Origin of the sequence: Larkinella sp. VNQ87, assembly GCF_049445795.1 — a bacterium.
In the GTDB taxonomy this organism is placed as follows: domain Bacteria; phylum Bacteroidota; class Bacteroidia; order Cytophagales; family Spirosomataceae; genus Larkinella.
This window is the reverse complement of the sequence record NZ_JBMSDT010000003.1, coordinates 456,824-474,431: the sequence shown is the minus strand read 5'-3', so window position 1 is coordinate 474,431 and position 17,608 is coordinate 456,824. Positions and strand designations below refer to the sequence as shown.

General features: G+C 54.1%; 10 protein-coding genes. 4 read left to right on the top strand and 6 right to left on the bottom strand.

The genetic code is table 11. From position 1 onward, the window contains the following. Positions 1–3: 3 nt before the first annotated feature. Positions 4–756 (top strand): hypothetical protein, encoded by a 753-nt coding sequence (locus ACO2Q8_RS07065; RefSeq protein ID WP_423344076.1) that lies wholly within the window; start codon positions 4–6, stop codon positions 754–756. A 2-nt stretch (positions 757–758) separates the two neighbouring features. Next, positions 759–2,354: an L-aspartate oxidase gene (gene nadB / locus ACO2Q8_RS07060; RefSeq protein WP_423344075.1), complete on the top strand. Its 1,596-nt coding sequence runs from the start codon at positions 759–761 to the stop codon at positions 2,352–2,354. Here nadB and ACO2Q8_RS07055 read toward each other — a convergent pair. The 3 genes from ACO2Q8_RS07055 to ACO2Q8_RS07045 all read right to left on the bottom strand — a co-directional run bounded on the left by ACO2Q8_RS07055 (position 2,351) and on the right by ACO2Q8_RS07045 (position 5,814). Continuing rightward, the gene (locus ACO2Q8_RS07055; RefSeq protein WP_423344074.1) at positions 2,351–3,592 is read right to left on the bottom strand and encodes a serine hydrolase domain-containing protein; all 1,242 of its coding nucleotides are present in this window, start codon (positions 3,590–3,592) and stop codon (positions 2,351–2,353) included. The two genes, nadB and ACO2Q8_RS07055, sit on opposite strands and share 4 nt — an antisense overlap. A gap of 121 nt (positions 3,593–3,713) precedes the next feature. After that, on the bottom strand, positions 3,714–4,988 hold the full coding sequence (locus tag ACO2Q8_RS07050; protein WP_423344073.1) for a dicarboxylate/amino acid:cation symporter: 1,275 nt from the start codon (positions 4,986–4,988) through the stop codon (positions 3,714–3,716). A gap of 100 nt (positions 4,989–5,088) precedes the next feature. Further along, positions 5,089–5,814 (bottom strand): arylesterase, encoded by a 726-nt coding sequence (locus ACO2Q8_RS07045; RefSeq protein ID WP_423344072.1) that lies wholly within the window; start codon positions 5,812–5,814, stop codon positions 5,089–5,091. A gap of 165 nt (positions 5,815–5,979) precedes the next feature. Here ACO2Q8_RS07045 and ACO2Q8_RS07040 point away from each other — a divergent pair, with 165 nt between their 5' ends. Further along, positions 5,980–6,678, top strand: a complete 699-nt coding sequence (locus ACO2Q8_RS07040; protein ID WP_423344071.1) for an ABC transporter ATP-binding protein — start codon at positions 5,980–5,982, stop codon at positions 6,676–6,678. A gap of 65 nt (positions 6,679–6,743) precedes the next feature. Beyond that, entirely contained in the window at positions 6,744–9,254 is a 2,511-nt protein-coding gene (locus tag ACO2Q8_RS07035; protein ID WP_423344146.1) for an ABC transporter permease, read from the top strand. Between the two features lie 104 nt (positions 9,255–9,358). On the opposite strand, the gene ACO2Q8_RS07030 is transcribed toward ACO2Q8_RS07035, so the two are convergent. The 3 genes from ACO2Q8_RS07030 to ACO2Q8_RS07020 all read right to left on the bottom strand — a co-directional run bounded on the left by ACO2Q8_RS07030 (position 9,359) and on the right by ACO2Q8_RS07020 (position 17,515). Then, on the bottom strand, positions 9,359–12,007 hold the full coding sequence (locus ACO2Q8_RS07030; RefSeq protein WP_423344070.1) for an FtsX-like permease family protein: 2,649 nt from the start codon (positions 12,005–12,007) through the stop codon (positions 9,359–9,361). Between the two features lie 116 nt (positions 12,008–12,123). After that, positions 12,124–14,763 (bottom strand): ABC transporter permease, encoded by a 2,640-nt coding sequence (locus tag ACO2Q8_RS07025; protein WP_423344069.1) that lies wholly within the window; start codon positions 14,761–14,763, stop codon positions 12,124–12,126. Positions 14,764–14,872: 109 nt separating this feature from the next. Beyond that, the gene (locus ACO2Q8_RS07020) at positions 14,873–17,515 is read right to left on the bottom strand and encodes an ABC transporter permease (RefSeq protein ID WP_423344068.1); all 2,643 of its coding nucleotides are present in this window, start codon (positions 17,513–17,515) and stop codon (positions 14,873–14,875) included. Between the last annotated feature and the right edge of the window lie 93 nt (positions 17,516–17,608).

The window sequence follows — 17,608 nt, the reverse complement described above, 5'->3', positions numbered from 1 at the left end:
CGTATGGTCCAATTAGTACGGACAGAACCACCCGCCGAAATGACTGCTGAATGGGTTGAAAAGCAAACAGCTCGGTTTCTTGCCAATCGAGAATTAAGGGTTTGGAATGAAGTCTTTCTTAAAAAAGCCTTGCTGCAAATGAGTAGCTACAAGTGTTGCTACTCTGAAATCCGCTTACAAGAAGAAGGAAAGATTATGGAAGTAGAACACTTCCTTCCCAAATCAATCTATCCGAACCAAGTTCTGGATTGGAATAATCTTTTACCTTCCAGTCGTCATTGCAATAACGCTAAGTTAGAACGTGATCCAAATAAATTTCAGATCGTACATCCAATCAATGATAATCCTAGAGAGCATTTTTACATGCTTGATTATATGTTATTTGGGCGGACAGTAAAAGGAAGAAATGCGGTTATTGTTTTAAAGCTAAATGATGAAGAACAACTTGTAGAACCTCGCCGTAAAGTAGGCCTTGCCGTTCGGGCAGAGATATATAAACAATATGAGCAAATTATCAAAATGTCTGCTGACGGTTTTACGTCTGATGAAGAGCTTAAAATTAGTTCTTCCCTTGAAAATTTGATGTCTCAAGGCCAGGTTAAAGAGCCATATAGTGCTACAATAGCCACAGTTTTGCTGGATGACCCACATTTTTTATTTATCAAGAACTTCCTGTTAGGTAACGATCTCTGGTCCGAAGACCTACAGCTTTTGGAACAGAAACTTACCCTTGTACGATTAGACACCGCCCCTTAATCATGCCCCAACACTTCGATTTCCTTGTGATCGGTTCCGGCATCGCCGGATTAAGCTACGCCACCAAGCTGGCGATTCATTTTGAAGAAACCGGCCAGCCCGTCCGCATTGCCGTCATTACCAAAGTCCGGGCCGACGAAACGAACACCAAGTACGCCCAGGGCGGGATTGCCGCCGTGTGGGCCGAGGAAGACTCGTTCGAGAAGCACATTGAGGACACGATGATCGCGGGCGACTTCCTGAGCAAACGCGAGGTGGTCGAAATTGTGGTGCGGGAAGCGCCCGAACGCATCCGCGAGCTGATCGAATACGGTACGCGCTTCGACAAGGAAGACGACGGCGACTACGATCTGGCGAAGGAAGGCGGGCACTCCGACCACCGGATTCTGCATTTCAAGGACATTACCGGGGCTGAAATCGAGCGGGCGCTGCTCGAAAAGGCGCAGTCGCTGCCGGCCATCGAGATGTTTACGCACTATTACGCCGTCGACCTCATTACGCGCCACCACCTCGGCGAAACCGTCCACCGCTACGACACCGACAACCGCTGCTTCGGGGCCTACGTGCTGGACACGCAAACCGGGCGCGTCGAAATGTTTCTGGCGAAAACGACGCTGCTGGCCACGGGCGGCATCGGCAACGTTTACCAAAGCACGACCAACCCGACCATTGCCACCGGCGACGGGATTGCGATGGCCTACCGCGCCAAGTCGATCTGCAAGGACATGGAATTCATCCAGTTCCACCCGACGGCCTTGTACGAACCGGGCAAAAAACCGAGTTTCCTGATTTCGGAAGCCGTGCGCGGTTTTGGCGGTATTCTGAAAAACATGAAGGGCGAGACGTTCATGGAGCACTACGACCCGCGCCTGTCGCTGGCCCCGCGCGACATTGTAGCCCGCGCCATCGACTCCGAAATGAAAAAATCCGGTGATCCGCACGTCTACCTGGACGTGACGCACTGCGATTTCGAGAAATTTGTCGAGCATTTTCCGAACATCACCGCCTATTGCCGCGACAACTTAGGCATCGACATCCGGAAAGATTACATCCCCGTGGTTCCGGCACAACATTATTTGTGCGGAGGCATCAAAGTCAACGAGTACGGCCAGACCAACATCAACTTCCTGTATGCCGCCGGAGAGTGTTCCTGCACGGGCTTACACGGTGCGAACCGACTGGCTTCCAACTCGCTGCTGGAAGCGGTCGTCTTCGGCCACCGGGCGTTTCTGAAAACCGTCGAACATTTCCACGAAGCCGCCATTCCCGACAATCTGCCGGAATGGAACGACGCCGGGACCACGCATCCGGAAGAGTTGGTGCTGGTGACGGAAATGCAGCGGGAACTGGAATCGATCATGTCGAACTACGTCGGCATCGTTCGGACAAACCGCCGGATGAAGCGGGCGCTCGACCGGCTGGAACTCATTTACTTAGAACACGAAGAACTCTACCGGCAGTCGAAGGTATCGAACCGGATTTGCGAACTGCGGAATATGATTGAAGTGGCGTATCTGGTGATCAAAGCCGCGATGGCCCGGCACGACAACCGGGGTTTGCATTTTAACCTGGACATTGAGAAGCAGGAAGCCAGTTAAATGTCGACCTCGCCCGTTTCGGCTTCCGGTTCGGCATTCGACGGGTGGCCGTGCAGCACTTCGAGTAACTCTTTGACCTGATACACCGACTTGTTGTAGCGGTTTCCGAGCAGAATGATCACAAAATCGTCTTTCGGGCTAAACCAGAACAGGCTGTTGTAGCCTTTCCACCAACCCGTGTGGTAGATGTATTCGGGCTGATTCTGGTTGTTGACGTACATCCGAAAACCGTACCCGTAGTTTTTGGTGCCTTTGCGCTCGAAGCTGCGGGGCAGAAAGGCTTCCGCCAGCAAGGTTTTCCGGAGCAGACAGTCGCCGTTGAGCGCCCGGTACCACCTGAACAAATCGCCCACGGTGGAGTATACGCCCTTGTCACCCACCACGTTGTCGTAATAATCCTTCGGAATCCGGCGGTTCCACTGGTAACCCGCCGTACGGTCCTGGTTGATCGAATCGTTGCGGGTTGTCGCCACCCACGTATTTTTCATGCCGAGTGGTTCGAAAAGGTTTTTTCGGGCAAACTGGTCGAACGGCATTCCCGTGATTTTCTCGATAATAGCCGCCAGCACACAATAGTTCGTGTTGCTGTAGCTGAACGTGCGGCCCGGAATGTTGTAGCGCTGGGGAGTCGGCTTGACATTCGCGAACCAATGCATGATTTCGGCGTTGGTCGGATACGGTTTTTCAAACTTGTAGAAGTTGATCCGCATGCTGTCTTCAAACGCATAGGCGTAGTTGGGCAAACCGCTCCGGTGCGACAGCAGGTTTTCAATCGTAATGCCGTGGTAGGGGAAATCCGGGAAGAACTTCTGGATGGTATCGGTCAGGCTTAATTTGTTGGCTTCAATGAGCTTGAGCGTTGCCACCGCCGTAAACGTTTTGGAAAGCGACGCCAGTTGGAACTTGGAGTTTTCGTTGAGCGAATCGCGGGAAGACCGTTCGAGATGCCCCAGGCCGAACGATTTTTTGTAAAGTACAACGCCTTTCTGGGCAATCAGCACGTTGCCGTTGAAACCGGCCCGGACCTTGCTCCGAATCAGCGCGTCAATCTTCTCAATCTTAGCGTCAGCGCCAATTTCCCGCCGGATGGCCTGTTCCTGCGCGGGCGTCAGGATCTGGTCTTCGGCGCAGTTGTGCATGGCTTTCGCCGAACGCTTCAGTTTTTTTTCTTCACTCCAATCGCACCCGACGATGATACAAATCGCAATAATTCCTGCCCAAATGCCCGAAACTCTCATTCCTCGACGTTGATATGCACTAACTCCAATCCGACTTACGGCTACCAAAACAAAAGTACATTTTTTACGCTGACCGCAAAGGAATTTTTAGGGATAGGAACGCGACCCGGCCGCGTTCCTATCAGTATTTATAATTGGTCAATTCCTCTTTTTCCAACTTCCCGAATGCCTTCCGCATTTTTTGCCGGTCGAACTCGTTTTCGTTGTTGGCAATAAAAATCGTTGCAACCGTATTGCCAATGATGTTCGTGATCGAGCGGGCTTCCGACATAAACCGGTCGACGCCCAGCAGCAACGCCAGCCCCTCGACGGGAATCACCCGGACGGCCGTCAGCGTAGACGCCAGCACGATAAAACCGCTGCCGGTGACGCCCGCAGCGCCTTTCGACGTGATCATCAGAATCCCGATGATGGTCAGTTCCTGACCCAGCGTGAGGTCGACGTTGAACACCTGCGCCAGAAAGATCGTCGCCATCGAGAGGTAAATCGTCGTGCCGTCGAGGTTGAAGGAATAGCCCGCCGGAATCACCAGCCCGACCACTGAGCGCGAACAGCCCATGTTTTCGAGCTTGTCCATCACCTGCGGCAAGGCCGACTCCGACGACGACGTGCCCAGCACAATCAGCAGTTCTTCCTTGATGTATTTCAAAACCGACCACAAACTGACGCGGTAATAGCGCAGAATCAGGTTCAGAACCACAAAAATGAACAGAAACATCGTGGTGTAAACCGTCCCCATCAGCTTCGCCAGCGGCAGCAGCGTGCTCAACCCGTATTTACCAATCGTAAACGCCATCCCGCCGAACGCGCCCAGCGGAGCCAGAATCATGACCACATTCAGGATGTTGAAAAACACCCGCGACAGCTTTTCAAAGGTCAAAATCAGCGAGTGGCCGCGCTCACCCATGCGGGTGAGCCCAATGCCGAACAGCACCGAAAAGACGAGCACTTGCAGAATTTCACCCTCGGCAAACGATTTGATGGCGTTATCAGGCACGATGTGCAGGAAGAACTTGACCCAATCCATCTCCTTCCCCTGTGAAGTATACGCCGACACATCGCCCCCCTGCAAGGCCGTGGCCTGGACGCCCGCCCCCGGTTTGACCACATTTGCAATCACAATCCCGATAATCAGCGCCAGCGTCGTCACGATTTCGAAGTACAGCAGCGCCTTCCCGCCGACCCGGCCCACTTTTTTCAGATCGCCCATATTGCTGATTCCCAACACGATGGTCAGGAAAATAATGGGCGCAATCACCATTTTGATCAGGTTGATGAACAGGTCGCCGAGCGGTTTGAGCTTAGCCGCCGTCGCCGGAAAAAAATGGCCGACAAGGATACCGAGCGTGATCGCGACGAGGACGCGGAAGGTCAGGTTGTTGAGGAGTTTACGCACAGGGGTTGGAAAAAGAGTTTTTGGTTTAAAGTTTTCAGTTAAAAGCCTGCTATTCAACTCACTACATTTCTGCAACTATGAATCATAAACCGTAAACCGATCAACTGCTCTGTTTTTCCAAAACCGGTTTCAGCACTTTCCAGACGTTCTCGGCCACGATTTTGTGGCCCTCAGCCGTAGGGTGGATACCGTCCGGGAGGTTCAGTTTCCGGATGCCGCCGACGTTTTCGAGCAGAAAGGGAATCAGGACCAGGTTATTTTTTTGGGCCAGATCGGTAAATAGCTTCTGGAACTGCTCCGAATAGTCGGGGCCGAGGTTCGGCGGAATGCGCATCCCGGCCAGCACAATCTGCGCCTGCGGGCTTTTCTGCCGGACCGTGTCGATGATGGCCTGCAGGTTTTTCCGTGAATCATCAAGCGGAATGCCCCGCAGGCCGTCGTTGCCGCCCAGTTCGAGCACAAACACATCGACCGGTTTCCGCAGTACCCAACTGATCCGGCTTTTGCCGCCCGCCGTGGTTTCGCCACTCAGTCCGCCATTTACCACCTGATAATCAAAACCGGCTTCCTCCGCTTTCTTCCCGATCAGGGCCGGAAACGCTTCCGAAGGGTCCAGACCGTAGCCCGCCGTGAGGCTGTTGCCGAAAAACAGAATCGTTTTCTTCGTATCGCCGACCGGTTTTTCGGCCTTTTCAGCCGTTGTTGCCGGTTTTTCGGCTTGCGTCTGCGTGGTTTCCGTTTTTGAATTACAGCCCATCATCCCCGCGACCAGCAGGCATCCGAACGCCCAGGCCTTGTAACTCATCGTACTTTTTAGTAAATTCATTGTTTACAAAATTTTTGGGCCCAAATCAGCGCCGACTACCAACAAAAATAAGGGGATTTTATCCATTTACCCCCATTTCCTGCCCTTTATCAAATAATCCGTTCTCTCGGGAGAAGAAAAAGGCTTTGAATGGGTTATCTAGCCATTCCGTTAAGCTGTGATCGTATGAGTATGCTGCGTGCCGAAAACCTGACCAAAACCTACCAAAGCGGAGGTCGAACGTTAACTGTCCTGAACTCCGTGAGTTTCGATATCCAGGCCGGTGACACTTTTTCCATTGTGGGGCCGTCGGGGAGCGGCAAAACCACGCTGCTCGGCCTTTGCGCCGGTCTCGACCGGGCATCCTCGGGCAGTATTTACCTGAACAACATCCGGTTAGACACCCTCAGTGAAGACGAACGGGCCGCCGTTCGAAACCAGTACGTAGGGTTTATCTTCCAAAACTTCCAATTGCTGCCGACGCTCACGGCGCTGGAAAACGTGATGGTGCCGCTTGAATTGCGGGGCGAAAAACGGGCGGGCAAAACCGCCCAGGAGTTGCTCGAACGCGTCGGGCTGGGCCAACGCGGCCACCACTACCCCACCCAGCTTTCGGGCGGAGAACAGCAGCGGGTTTCGCTGGCCCGGGCGTTTGCCAACCGGCCCAAAATCCTGTTTGCCGACGAACCCACCGGCAACCTCGACGCCGACACCAGCGCCACGGTGGTCGATCTGATTTTTGAATTGAACCGTGAAGCTGGAACCACCCTCGTGCTTGTCACGCACGACCTCGAACTGGCCTCCCGCACCCAGCGCATCATCCGGATCAAAGGCGGCAACCTCGTCTCGGATACGCTCACCGAAAACCGCATCGCGACGAACTGATGGACCGGCAACTTCCCACCCTGAAACCGCAACGCGCGTCGCTGTTCGATCCGTGGCTGTGGAAAATGGCCTGGCGCGACAGTCGCCGGAGTCGCCAGCGGCTTTTTTTGTTCATGTCGGCCATCGTGCTTGGCATTGCAGCCCTGGTAGCCATCAACTCCTTCGGCGATAACCTCGCCCGGAGCATCGATGAACAGGCCAAGGAACTCATCGGCGCGGATCTGGTGCTGACCACCAACAAGGAAGTCAGCCCTAAAACCGAGCAGTTTCTGGCGGGCATCAGCCCCGAACGCAGCCAGGAAGTGGCCTTTCCGTCGATGGTGCTGTTTCCGCGTTCGTCCGGCGTTCGGCTGGCGCAAATCAAAGCCGTACAGGGTAATTTCCCGTATTATGGCGATTGGGACACGCAACCGACAACGGCCGTCGCGCAGTTCCGGAACGCCAATCAAAACCGCCAGCGGATCGCCCTGGTCGATGATGCGCTGCTGGTTCAGTTGAACGCCCAGCCCGGCGATTCGGTGAAAGTCGGCAACCTGATGTTCTACGTGGCGGGGCGGGTTATGAAAATTCCGGGCCAGACGGCCGTCACCACGACGGTGGCTCCGACGGTTTTCATTCCCTACACCTTTCTGGCCGAAACCGGGCTGATGCAGCGGGGCAGCCGGGCGACGTACCGTTCGTACTACCAGTTTGAACCGGGCACGGACGTGGAGAAACTGCTCAAAGGCATGGACGCCCGGCTCGACAAACTAGGCATCAATTCGGATACCGTCGCCCAGCGGAAGGAGCAAACCGGCCGGGCGTTCGCCGATCTGACCAAGTTTCTGAATCTGGTGGCGTTTGTGGCCTTGCTGCTGGGCTGCGTGGGCGTGGCCAGCGCCGTGCATCTGTACGTCAAGGAAAAAGTCGCTTCGGTAGCTATTTTGCGGTGCCTCGGTGCCAGCGGTCGGCAGGCGTTTCTGATTTACCTGATTCAAACGTCGCTGATGGGCTTTCTGGGAGCGCTGATCGGTGCCGCGCTAGGGTCGGTGGTGCAGTTGGTGCTGCCCCAGGTTTTCGGGAGTTTCCTGCCGGTCGAGGTCGTGACGGAAGTATCGTGGCAGGCCGTGGCGCAGGGCATTGGCGCGGGACTGGTCATTGCTACGCTGTTTGCGCTGCTGCCATTGCTGGTCATTCGGAAAATTGCGCCCCTGCGCACCCTCCGCAGTTCGTACGACGACGACGTGACGGGCCGCGATCCGCTTCAGTGGGTCGTCTATGGGCTGATTTTGGTTGCCATTACCGGTTTTGCCTACTGGCAGATTCGAGACTGGAAAACCGCTCTCGGTTTTACAGTTGGGCTGGCGGTGGCTTTCGGCATCCTGACCGCCATCGGGCAATTGCTCATGTTTCTGGTCCGCCGGTTTTTCCCGGTTTCGTGGAGCTACGTCTGGCGGCAGAGTCTGGCCAACCTCTACCGACCGCATAACCAGACGCTGATTCTGGTCATTTCCATTGGCCTGGGCGCCTTCCTGATTGCCACGCTGTATCTGACGCAGAACCTGTTACTGAGCCGGGTGCAACTCTCGGCGAGTGGAAATCAGGCCAATATGGTGCTGTTTGATATTCAGAACGAACAGAAAGCCGGGGTTCAGCAACTAGTTCGGCAACACCGGCTGCCGGTTTTGCAAAATGTGCCGGTGGTGACAATGCGGCTGGCCGAAATCAACGGCCGGACGGTCGAAGCCATCCAGAAAGATACCAGTGCGAAAATACCCGACTGGGCGCTGACCCGCGAATACCGCGTGACGTACCGGGACTCGCTAATCAGCTCCGAAAAATTGACCGCCGGAAAAGCGCCCTATCAGTCGGGCCAAACGAATTACATCTCCGTCGAAAAAGGGTACCTGGACCGGATGAAACTGAAACTGGGCGACACGCTGACGTTCAACGTGCAGGGACTGCTGATTCCGACCATCGTGGGCGGTACGCGCGAGGTCGACTGGAACCGCGTTCAGACCAACTTCCTGATCGTTTTTCCGACCGGTCTGCTCGAACAGGCTCCGCAATTTCACGTCCTGATGACGCGCGTCGGCAACACCCAGCAATCGGCCCGCTTCCAGCGCGATCTGGTGATGCGCTATCCGAACGTTTCGGCCATCGACCTGGGGCTGATCCTGCAAACCATCGACGACGTACTCGCCAAAGTGTCGTTCGTGATCCGGTTTATGGCCCTGTTCAGCATCATCACCGGTTTGCTGGTCCTGAGCAGTTCGGTCATTATCAGCAAATACCAGCGGATTCAGGAGAGTGTTCTGCTGCGGACCCTGGGCGCCAACCGCCGTCAGATTTTGCTCATTACGCTGATCGAATACCTGTTCCTGGGGATGCTGGCCGCGTTTTCAGGCATCGTGCTCTCGCTGTTCAGCACCTGGGGGCTGGCGTATTTTGTCTTTGACGTGCCTTTTACACCCGACTTTGCCCCCTTACTCGCGGTCGTTGGCGTGGTCACCAGCCTGACCATTCTCATCGGTTTGTTCAACAGCCGGGGAGTGCTGGTGCGTCCACCGTTGGAAGTGCTGCGGGCGGAAGGGTGATGCTTGAAATATCGAATACTGAATATTGAATAACAAATAGCGAAATCAGGCAGCGCCCATTCAATATTCGTTATTCAATATTCGATATTCATTATTTGTTAGCCCTATTCGCTCCGCAGCGTTCTGACCGGATTCATCAGGGCAGCTTTTACGCTTTGGAAACTGATGGTCAGCAACGTTATCACTAAAGCGCCGAAACCGGTTCCCGCAAAAACCCACCACGACAACGCGGTGCGGTATTCATAATTTCGGAGCCAATGATTGAGAAAATACCAGGTGATGGGCGTAGCAACACAAAATGCGATGGCGACCAGGAGAACGTAATCTTTTGATAATAAACGCCAGATAGTAAATACGGATGCACCCATCACTTTCCGAACACCGATTTCTTTGGTGCGTTGCTCGGCCATAAACGTAGCCAGTCCAAACAACCCCAGACACGAAATTAAAATAGCCAGTCCGGCAAAAACCGCAGCCAGTTTACCAATTCGTTCCTCAGCGGCAAACTTGGTGGCGTATTCGTCATCGACAAATTTGTACTCAAAAGGCACGGCAGGAACAACCAATTTAAAAGCCGCTTCGAGTTTGGGGATAGCTTCATGTAAATTAGTCTGGGGGTCTAATTTGACCAGTAGCCACTGTTTTTTCCCCTGAAGTGAAAAAATCGTCGGGCGAACCCGCTCGAACGGCGACTCCATCACCATGTCTTTGACAACGCCCAGAATTTTGAACGCGCCTTTTTGCCAATGCTCAGACCGAACGAATTCGCCAACCGGTTTTTTCAGGCCCATCCGTTTCGCTGCGGCTTCATTGATAATCAGACCCGACGAATCACCCGGAAATCTTCGCGAGAAATCCCGTCCGGCGACAAATTGCCAACCGACCGTTTTTCCGTACTCATACGAAACCCGGATTGTACCAAAATCATCTTCCATTCCCGGAGTTTTCCCCCGCCAGTCAAAACCGGTATTGTTAGAACCTTTGTCAGTGGGCAGGTAGGCGGATTCGGCCACTTCCGTAACCACGCCGGTTTGTAGCAGTTCGTTGCGAAGTACCTCCTCTTTGCCCAGAAAACCATTTTTAGGAAAACCTAGTAATCCCTCGCGATCATAACCGACCGGACGGTTTTTGGCCAGTTGAAGCTGCTGATAAACAATCCAGGAACCAATGATCAAGGCCATCGAGATCGTAAACTGGAACACAACCAGCACTTTACGGGAAATAACCGCTGAACGGCCTCCAGAAAAAATTCCTTTCAGCGTTTTAACAGGTTGAAGAGCGGATAAATAGAAGGCCGGATAGCTTCCCGCCAGCAAAGCCGTTACGAGGGTGAACGTGATGCCTGCCAGCCAGAAGAAAGGACTGGCCCACAGAATACGTATTTCTTTATCAGCCACCTGGTTGAACCAGGGCAAAACGAACTGAACAGATCCGAGTCCCAGACAAAACGCAAGGCTGGAAACCAGGGCAGATTCACACAAGAACTGGTTTGCCAACTGAGCCCGTTCCGAACCCATCACTTTCCGGACGCCCACTTCTTTCGCCCGTTTTTTCGAGCGCGCAGTCGACAGGTTTGTGAAGTTGACACAGGCCAATAATAGAACGAACACACCAATAATACCGTAAAATAAAAGGTACGTAAGCCGTTTGCTCGTTACATTTGCGCCGTTTTCAAACTCCGAAAACAAATGCCAGCGACGCATCGGATGCAGGAAAACTTCGGGCTTGCGGGCCGCCTTTTCCGGATTCAAATGGGGCAGCATGCTGTTTTTTATCCGGGCCGATACCTGCTCGAAAGTCCGGTTGGGCGCGATCTGCACGTAAATCGGGAACGAATTGTCTCCCCAATTATTCCGGGCGTCTTTCGCCCACGGCGTAATGGAAAGGTACAGGTCGAATGGAGCGATATAGGACACCTCCCGGAACTCGGAGTTGTTGGGTAAATCCTGATAGACTCCCGTCACTTTTGCGTGTACCTGCGTATCGATCGTAACCATTTGGTTGACCGGATCGACATCGCCAAAGAGTTTTTGGGCGAGGGTTTGGGACAACAGAATGGCGTTCACGTCCTGAAGCCCGGATCGGCTACCGTGTACCATGTTCAGTGTCAGCAGTTCGGGCGCACCTGCCTCCATGAATCGGCCCGCCTGGGTGAATTTCCGATCCTTCCTAGCGACGATGAAATTCACGGTTTTGGTCGACAGCACGACGTGGGTAAAATCATCCCCGAACGAAGAGCGAAGTGCTGGACCGAGTGGCATTGGGCTGGATTGTCCACCGGTTTCTTTTTTCCCCTCAAACCATTCATGCCGCATCACCTGCGCAATGCGGTCATACTGTTGATGAGACTGATTAAAGGACAATTCGTCGTAAATCCATAAACCAATGAGCATGGCTACGGTCATTCCAACAGCCAATCCACCGACGTTGATGAAGGTATAAACCTTGTTTTTGGCGAGATTTCGCCAGGCGGTTTTGAAATAGCTACGAATCATTTCCGGATGAAACAAAGAGGTTTGATGGTGTTCTTCTTTCCGTTGCCGCCGACGCACAAATGGCGGCAACACCGACACGACATTCAACAAATGGCGCAGCATAGCCTGGGTTTTACCCGCCCGGTTGTACCAATAGGCATACAACTCGTCTAAGTCGCCCTCGACTTCTTCCAGCGTTTCGGCCGGATGCAGCCAGTTTAGCAGCCAATGTGCCCAGCGGGGCGCGGTCCGACGATTCGGTTTTGGGTTTGTTTGCATGGAGGTAAGAGCGAAAAAGCAATTTTTAAAATATTGAATAACGAATAACGAATGTTGAAGTGGCGCTGCCTGATTTCGCTATTCGATATTCAGTATTCGATATTTCCTTCTTCGTTTCACTCGCTCCGCAGTGTTTTCACCGGATTCATCAGGGCGGCTTTTACGCTTTGGAAACTGACGGTAATCAGGGCAATTCCGACGGCTAGCAAACCGGATAGGGCAAACACCCACCACTCAACGCTGATCCGGTAGGCGAAGTCCTCCAACCACCGACGCATGGCATACCAGGCCAGCGGGGTAGCCACAAAGAGGGCGATGATAACCAGTTTAACAAAATCAGCAGACACCAGCCGGGTGATACTGAATAGACTGGCTCCCAGCACTTTTCGAATTCCGATTTCCTTCGTACGCTGCTCAGCGGTGAACATGGCCAGCCCGTATAAGCCCAGGCAGGAAATCAAAATCGCCAGCCCCGCAAACCAGGCAAAAACCTGGCCCGTCCGGGTCTCGACCTGGTAGGTCCGGTTGAACGTATCGTCGAGGAAATCATACGTGAACGGTTTTTCCGGGAATTGCTGCCGCCAGAGCTGACCAAGTTGCCGGACGGTTTCCGGAATGGCTCCGGCCCGAATCCGAACCGCCAGTTGACTCTCAAAGCCTTCGTTGAGTGAAAAAATCATCGGCGCCACGGTCTGTTTCAGGTCGGCATGGTTGTAATCGTCGATGACGCCGACCACCTCGCCCCGCCGGGGCACCTCGCGGTACCCGCCAGAAGCACCGGTATCGTAGGTATACGTGTAAAAACCGGTCGTCTTGCCGGTTATTGTTTTCCAGCCAAAATACTGCATGGCCGCCCGGTTAACCAGAAAAGCCTGCTGATCGGCGGGGCGATTGGGGTCCAGATTACGCCCGGCCACGAGCTTAATGCCGAACGTCCGCAGAAAATCCCCGTCCAGGTTCAGGTGACCGATGCTGGCGTCTTTGGCTCCTTTCGGCACAAACTCACTCACCAGTTTCTGCCCCCGAAGACTCCCGCTTCCCGGCAGGCTGAATGCCCGCGTCGCAGCCTCAACGCCCGGCAAGCTCGTAATCTGTTGTTTAATCCGGTCTTTCACCGCAGCGGACGCATCCTGCAAATCCAGCGTCAGCACCTGATCGCGCTGGTAGCCCACGTTGTGATTGCGAACAAACGTCAACTGCTCATAGACCACCACCGTAGCCACCATCATCCCGATGGAAACGGCGAACTGGCCGACAATCAGGATTTTACGCAGCCACGTCCGGCCCGATAGTAGCCTTCCGCCTTTCAAAACAGTGATAGGCTGAAAAGAGGACAGCACAAAAGCCGGATAGCTTCCCGCCCCGATCACCACGGCCAGTAAACCGAGTACCAGCCAGCCGATTCGTGCGCCAGCCCAAACCGATGTCAGCGCTAACGGCTTATCCGTCAATTGGCTGAAAGCGGGCAAAACCGCTGGCAAAAGAGCCCCCGACAGCAGTACGGCCACGGCCATAAAGACGGCGGTTTCGCTCAGGAATTGCCCGCAAAGCTGCCCGAACGAGGAGCCCATCACTTTCCGTACGCCCACTTCCTTTGCCCGCTGCGTCGCCTGCGCGGTCGTCAGGTTGACATAGTTGAAACAAGCCAGGCCCAGGATCAGGAGCGCAACGACGGTAAAAACGTAAGCATACATCAGCCGATTGCTGGCGACTAAATTCGTACGGAGGTAGATGTCGGTCAGCGGCACCAGATTCGGTTTCCAGATACCCGAGTTCGGATCGCCCAATTGAGCGATGTATGCCAGTAGTTGGGCCTGCAAGGCGGTTTTATCCGTACCGGGCGTCAGCAGCAGGTACGTCCACGTATCTGAACCACCCCAGTAATTGGTCGTTACATCGTACCCAACCAGTTCATTGGCATTGAGGTACGTAGCCAGAAAGTCGATAGGTTGGTGCGAGTTGGTAGGCAGGTCTTTCAACACGCCCGTTACGTGCAGCGTGGCTTTGTTGTTGATACGCAGCGGTTTTCCCATCGGGTTGGCCGATCCAAAATACTTTCGGGCCATCGTTTCCGACAAAACCACGCCGTATTGCTCCGACAAGGCCGTTTTTGGATTCCCCTGCACGAGTGGTAACGTAAAGACCGAGAAGACGCTGCTATCTGCAAACCAAAAATTCGGTTCGTAAAAGGCGGTTTCCGGCCGACTGATCAGGGGCCGGAGTCGGGTAAGCCGAACAGCGTCGGCTACGGTAGAGAAGCGTTTTTTGAGGTCCGTGGCGAATTTGCCCCCGCTGCCCGCTGTATTTTCAAACTGTTGAAACAGAACAATGCGGTCGGCCTGCTGGTGAAAACGGTCGTAGGTAAACTCGTTGACCACGTAAGCGGCAATCAGCAGACAACTGGTCAGCCCCAGCGTCAGGCCCAGCACATTGATGAAAGCGGGCACTTTGTGCTTCCCGATCGTACGAAAAGCGATTTTGAGGTAGTTTTTTAGCATAGTCGGATGAAGAAAAAAAGGCGTACGGTTTTCGTTGCTATAGTTTCGTCGGCGTACCCACGGCGGAAGCACCGACAGAACGCTCAGCCCATAGCGCAGGGTGGCCTGGGTTTTTCCGGATCGGCGATACCAGTATCCATACAGTTCTTCCAGATCCCCTTCGACTTCCTCCAGCGTTTCCGAAGGATGCAGCCGGGTTAGCAGCCAGTGTGCCCAGCGGGGCGCGGTCCGACGATTCGGTTTTGGGTTTGTTTGCATGGGGGTAATTCTTGAAATATCGAATACTGAATAACGAACAACGAATATTGAAGGCCCGCTGCCTGATTTCGTTATTCGTTATTCAATATTCAGTATTCGATATTTCCTTCTATTCACTCCGCAGCGTCTTCACCGGGTTCATCAGCGCAGCTTTGATACTCTGAAAACTCACCGTTAGCAGTGCAATTGCAACGGCCAGCAAACCGGCCAGCGCAAACACCCACCAGGAAAGGTCGGTTTTGTAGGCGAAGTTCTTCAGCCATTCATTCACGGCGTACCAGGCCACCGGCGAAGCAATCAACAGGGCCATCAGCACCAATTTCAGAAAGTCTTTCGACAACAGGGCGACAATACCGGCCACGGATGCGCCCAGCACTTTCCGAATTCCGATTTCTTTCGTGCGCTGCTCGGCCGTGAACGTCGCCAGCCCGAACAGCCCCAGGCAGGCAATCAGAATGGTCAGGACGGAAAAATACAGAATGATGCGCCCCACACGGTGTTCGGCCCGGTATTGGGCGTCCAGGTCCTGATCGACAAAACCGTACGAGATCGGGTTGCCGGGTTCCAGTTTTTTGTACAGAGCCGCAATCTTCGATAAGGTGGTCGAAACCGCTCCCGGTTCTGTTTTAATCAGCAGGTTGAAATAGGGATTCGAGGGCTGAAACCGGAAAATGAACGGCTCGATGGCAATCCGCAATGGCCGGAAATGGAAATCCTGCACGACGCCGATCACCCGACCCTCCTGGCCCCAGTGTTTCAGCCGTTTGCCGAGGGCCGAAGCGGGCGTCCAGCCCATCCGTTTTACCGCTGTCTCGTTGATCAGGTACGCGCCCAGCACACCCGAGGTATCCGACGACATCCGGGTCGAAAAATTCCGGCCCGCGCTGATTTTCATGCCGGTCGTTGCCAGAAAATCAGTATCGATATTCATGTTGGTAATCAAAACCTCATCCTTCGGTGCCTGCCCTTCCCACTCGATAAACGCCGAGTTCATCATATCGACCAGGTTGCCCGTCGTCAGCGAGGCCCGCGCCACACCGGGCAGTTGCTCGACCTGTTTTTTGAATAGCCACGCCTTGCCCCGCAGTTCACCCTTCAGCCGAACGTGCAGCAACTGAGATTGGTCAAAGCCGAGCTTCGCCGTTTGCATGTAGGTCAACTGCTTGTAAACAAACGTCGTACCGATGACCATCACGATGGCTAACACAAATTGCCCCACGACCAGCGACTGCCGGAAGTTGCGCCCCGTCGGCACATTGAACAGCCCCTTCAGGACGACCGCCGGTCGGAACGACGACAGGAAAAAGGCCGGATACAACCCCGTGAGCAAACTGACAATCCCCATCAAGCCAGCCAGAGCCGCCCAAAAAACCGGCTCCTGATACGGGATTTGGATGGTTTTATCGGCCAGGTCGTTAAAAACCGGCAGGAACCCTTCAGCCAGCAACAGGGCGACGACAACGGCCAGGGTCGTCATGAGAAACACTTCACTCATAAACTGCCCGATCAGGCTCAGGCGTTGCGCCCCGACGGTTTTCCGTACGCCCACTTCTCTGGCCCGCCCGGACGCCCGCGCCGTGGTGAGGTTGATGAAATTGATGGCGGCAATGAGCAACACAATCAGGCCCACCGCCACAAAAATGCGGACGTAGGCAATGGCGCTCCGTTTTCCGAAATCTGTATTAAAGGCAAAGTCAGAGTACAGATAGATCTCCGATAAGGGTTGAAGGAGCAACTGGGTTTCCACCTGGTTGTTGTATTGCTTGAGCCTATCCCGAATTTTATCCGCAAATAGCGCCGGATCACCCGGAAGGTCGGCCGCATCCGGGCGTAACTGAACGTAGGTGTGGTAGCTGTTGCTGTTCCACTTCATGCTCCACTCGTCGTTTTTCTCCAGCCATTTGAAGGGCAGCAAGACATCGAACTGAAGGTTTGAGCGGGTCGGCGGGTTTTGGGCGATTCCTACCAGCTTCAAATTTTGTTGCGCATTGAGCTGAACCACCTGCCCGACCACGTTCCGGCGCGCCCAGTCGGCCCCGAAAAACCGCTCTGCCATGGCTTCCGAAAAAATCACCTCGTCGGGTCCTCGCAAAACCGTAGCCGGATTTCCGGCAAGCAGCGGGAAGCTGAACAATGTAAAAAAGGAAGGGTCAACGATGAGCATGTCCTGTGCTTCGACGGCCTGCCTGCCCTGCGACAGCAGGCCCGACCACCGGCCTACGCGCGTGGTTTGCCGGATTTCCGGAAAATCGTTCGCCAGCGAAGCCGCCAGCGGACCGGGCGTAACCGCCACGTCATAAATGCCGTCTGCCTGTTTCTGTTTCTCGACGACCCGGTAGATGTCTTTGTAATTCGCGTTGAAGCGGTCGTAACTCAACTCATCATACACATACAGGGCAATCAGCAGGCAGCAAGCCAGCCCGATCGCCAGTCCACCGATGTTGAGAAAACTGTACAGGCGGTGCTTGTTAAGCGTCCGAACCGCGATTTTGAAGTAGTTGCGTAGCATAGCCGGATGAAGGAAAAACGGGTGATGGTATTCTTCGTTACGTTGGCGTCGGCGCACCCAGGGCGGCAACACCGACACCACATTCAGCACGTAGCGCAGCGTGGCCTGGGTTTTTCCGGTCCGCTGATGCCAGTAAGCGTATAATTCGTCCAGATCACCCTCGACTTCCTCCAGCGTTTCGGCCGGATGCAGCCGGGTCAGCAGCCAGTGCGCCCAGCGGGGTGGAGACGGTTTTTGTTGCATAGGGGTAAGTGCGGAAGGGTAATTTTTGAACTATCGAATAGCGAACAACAAATGTTGAAAGAGCGCAGCCTGCTTTCTTGATTCGCTATTCAT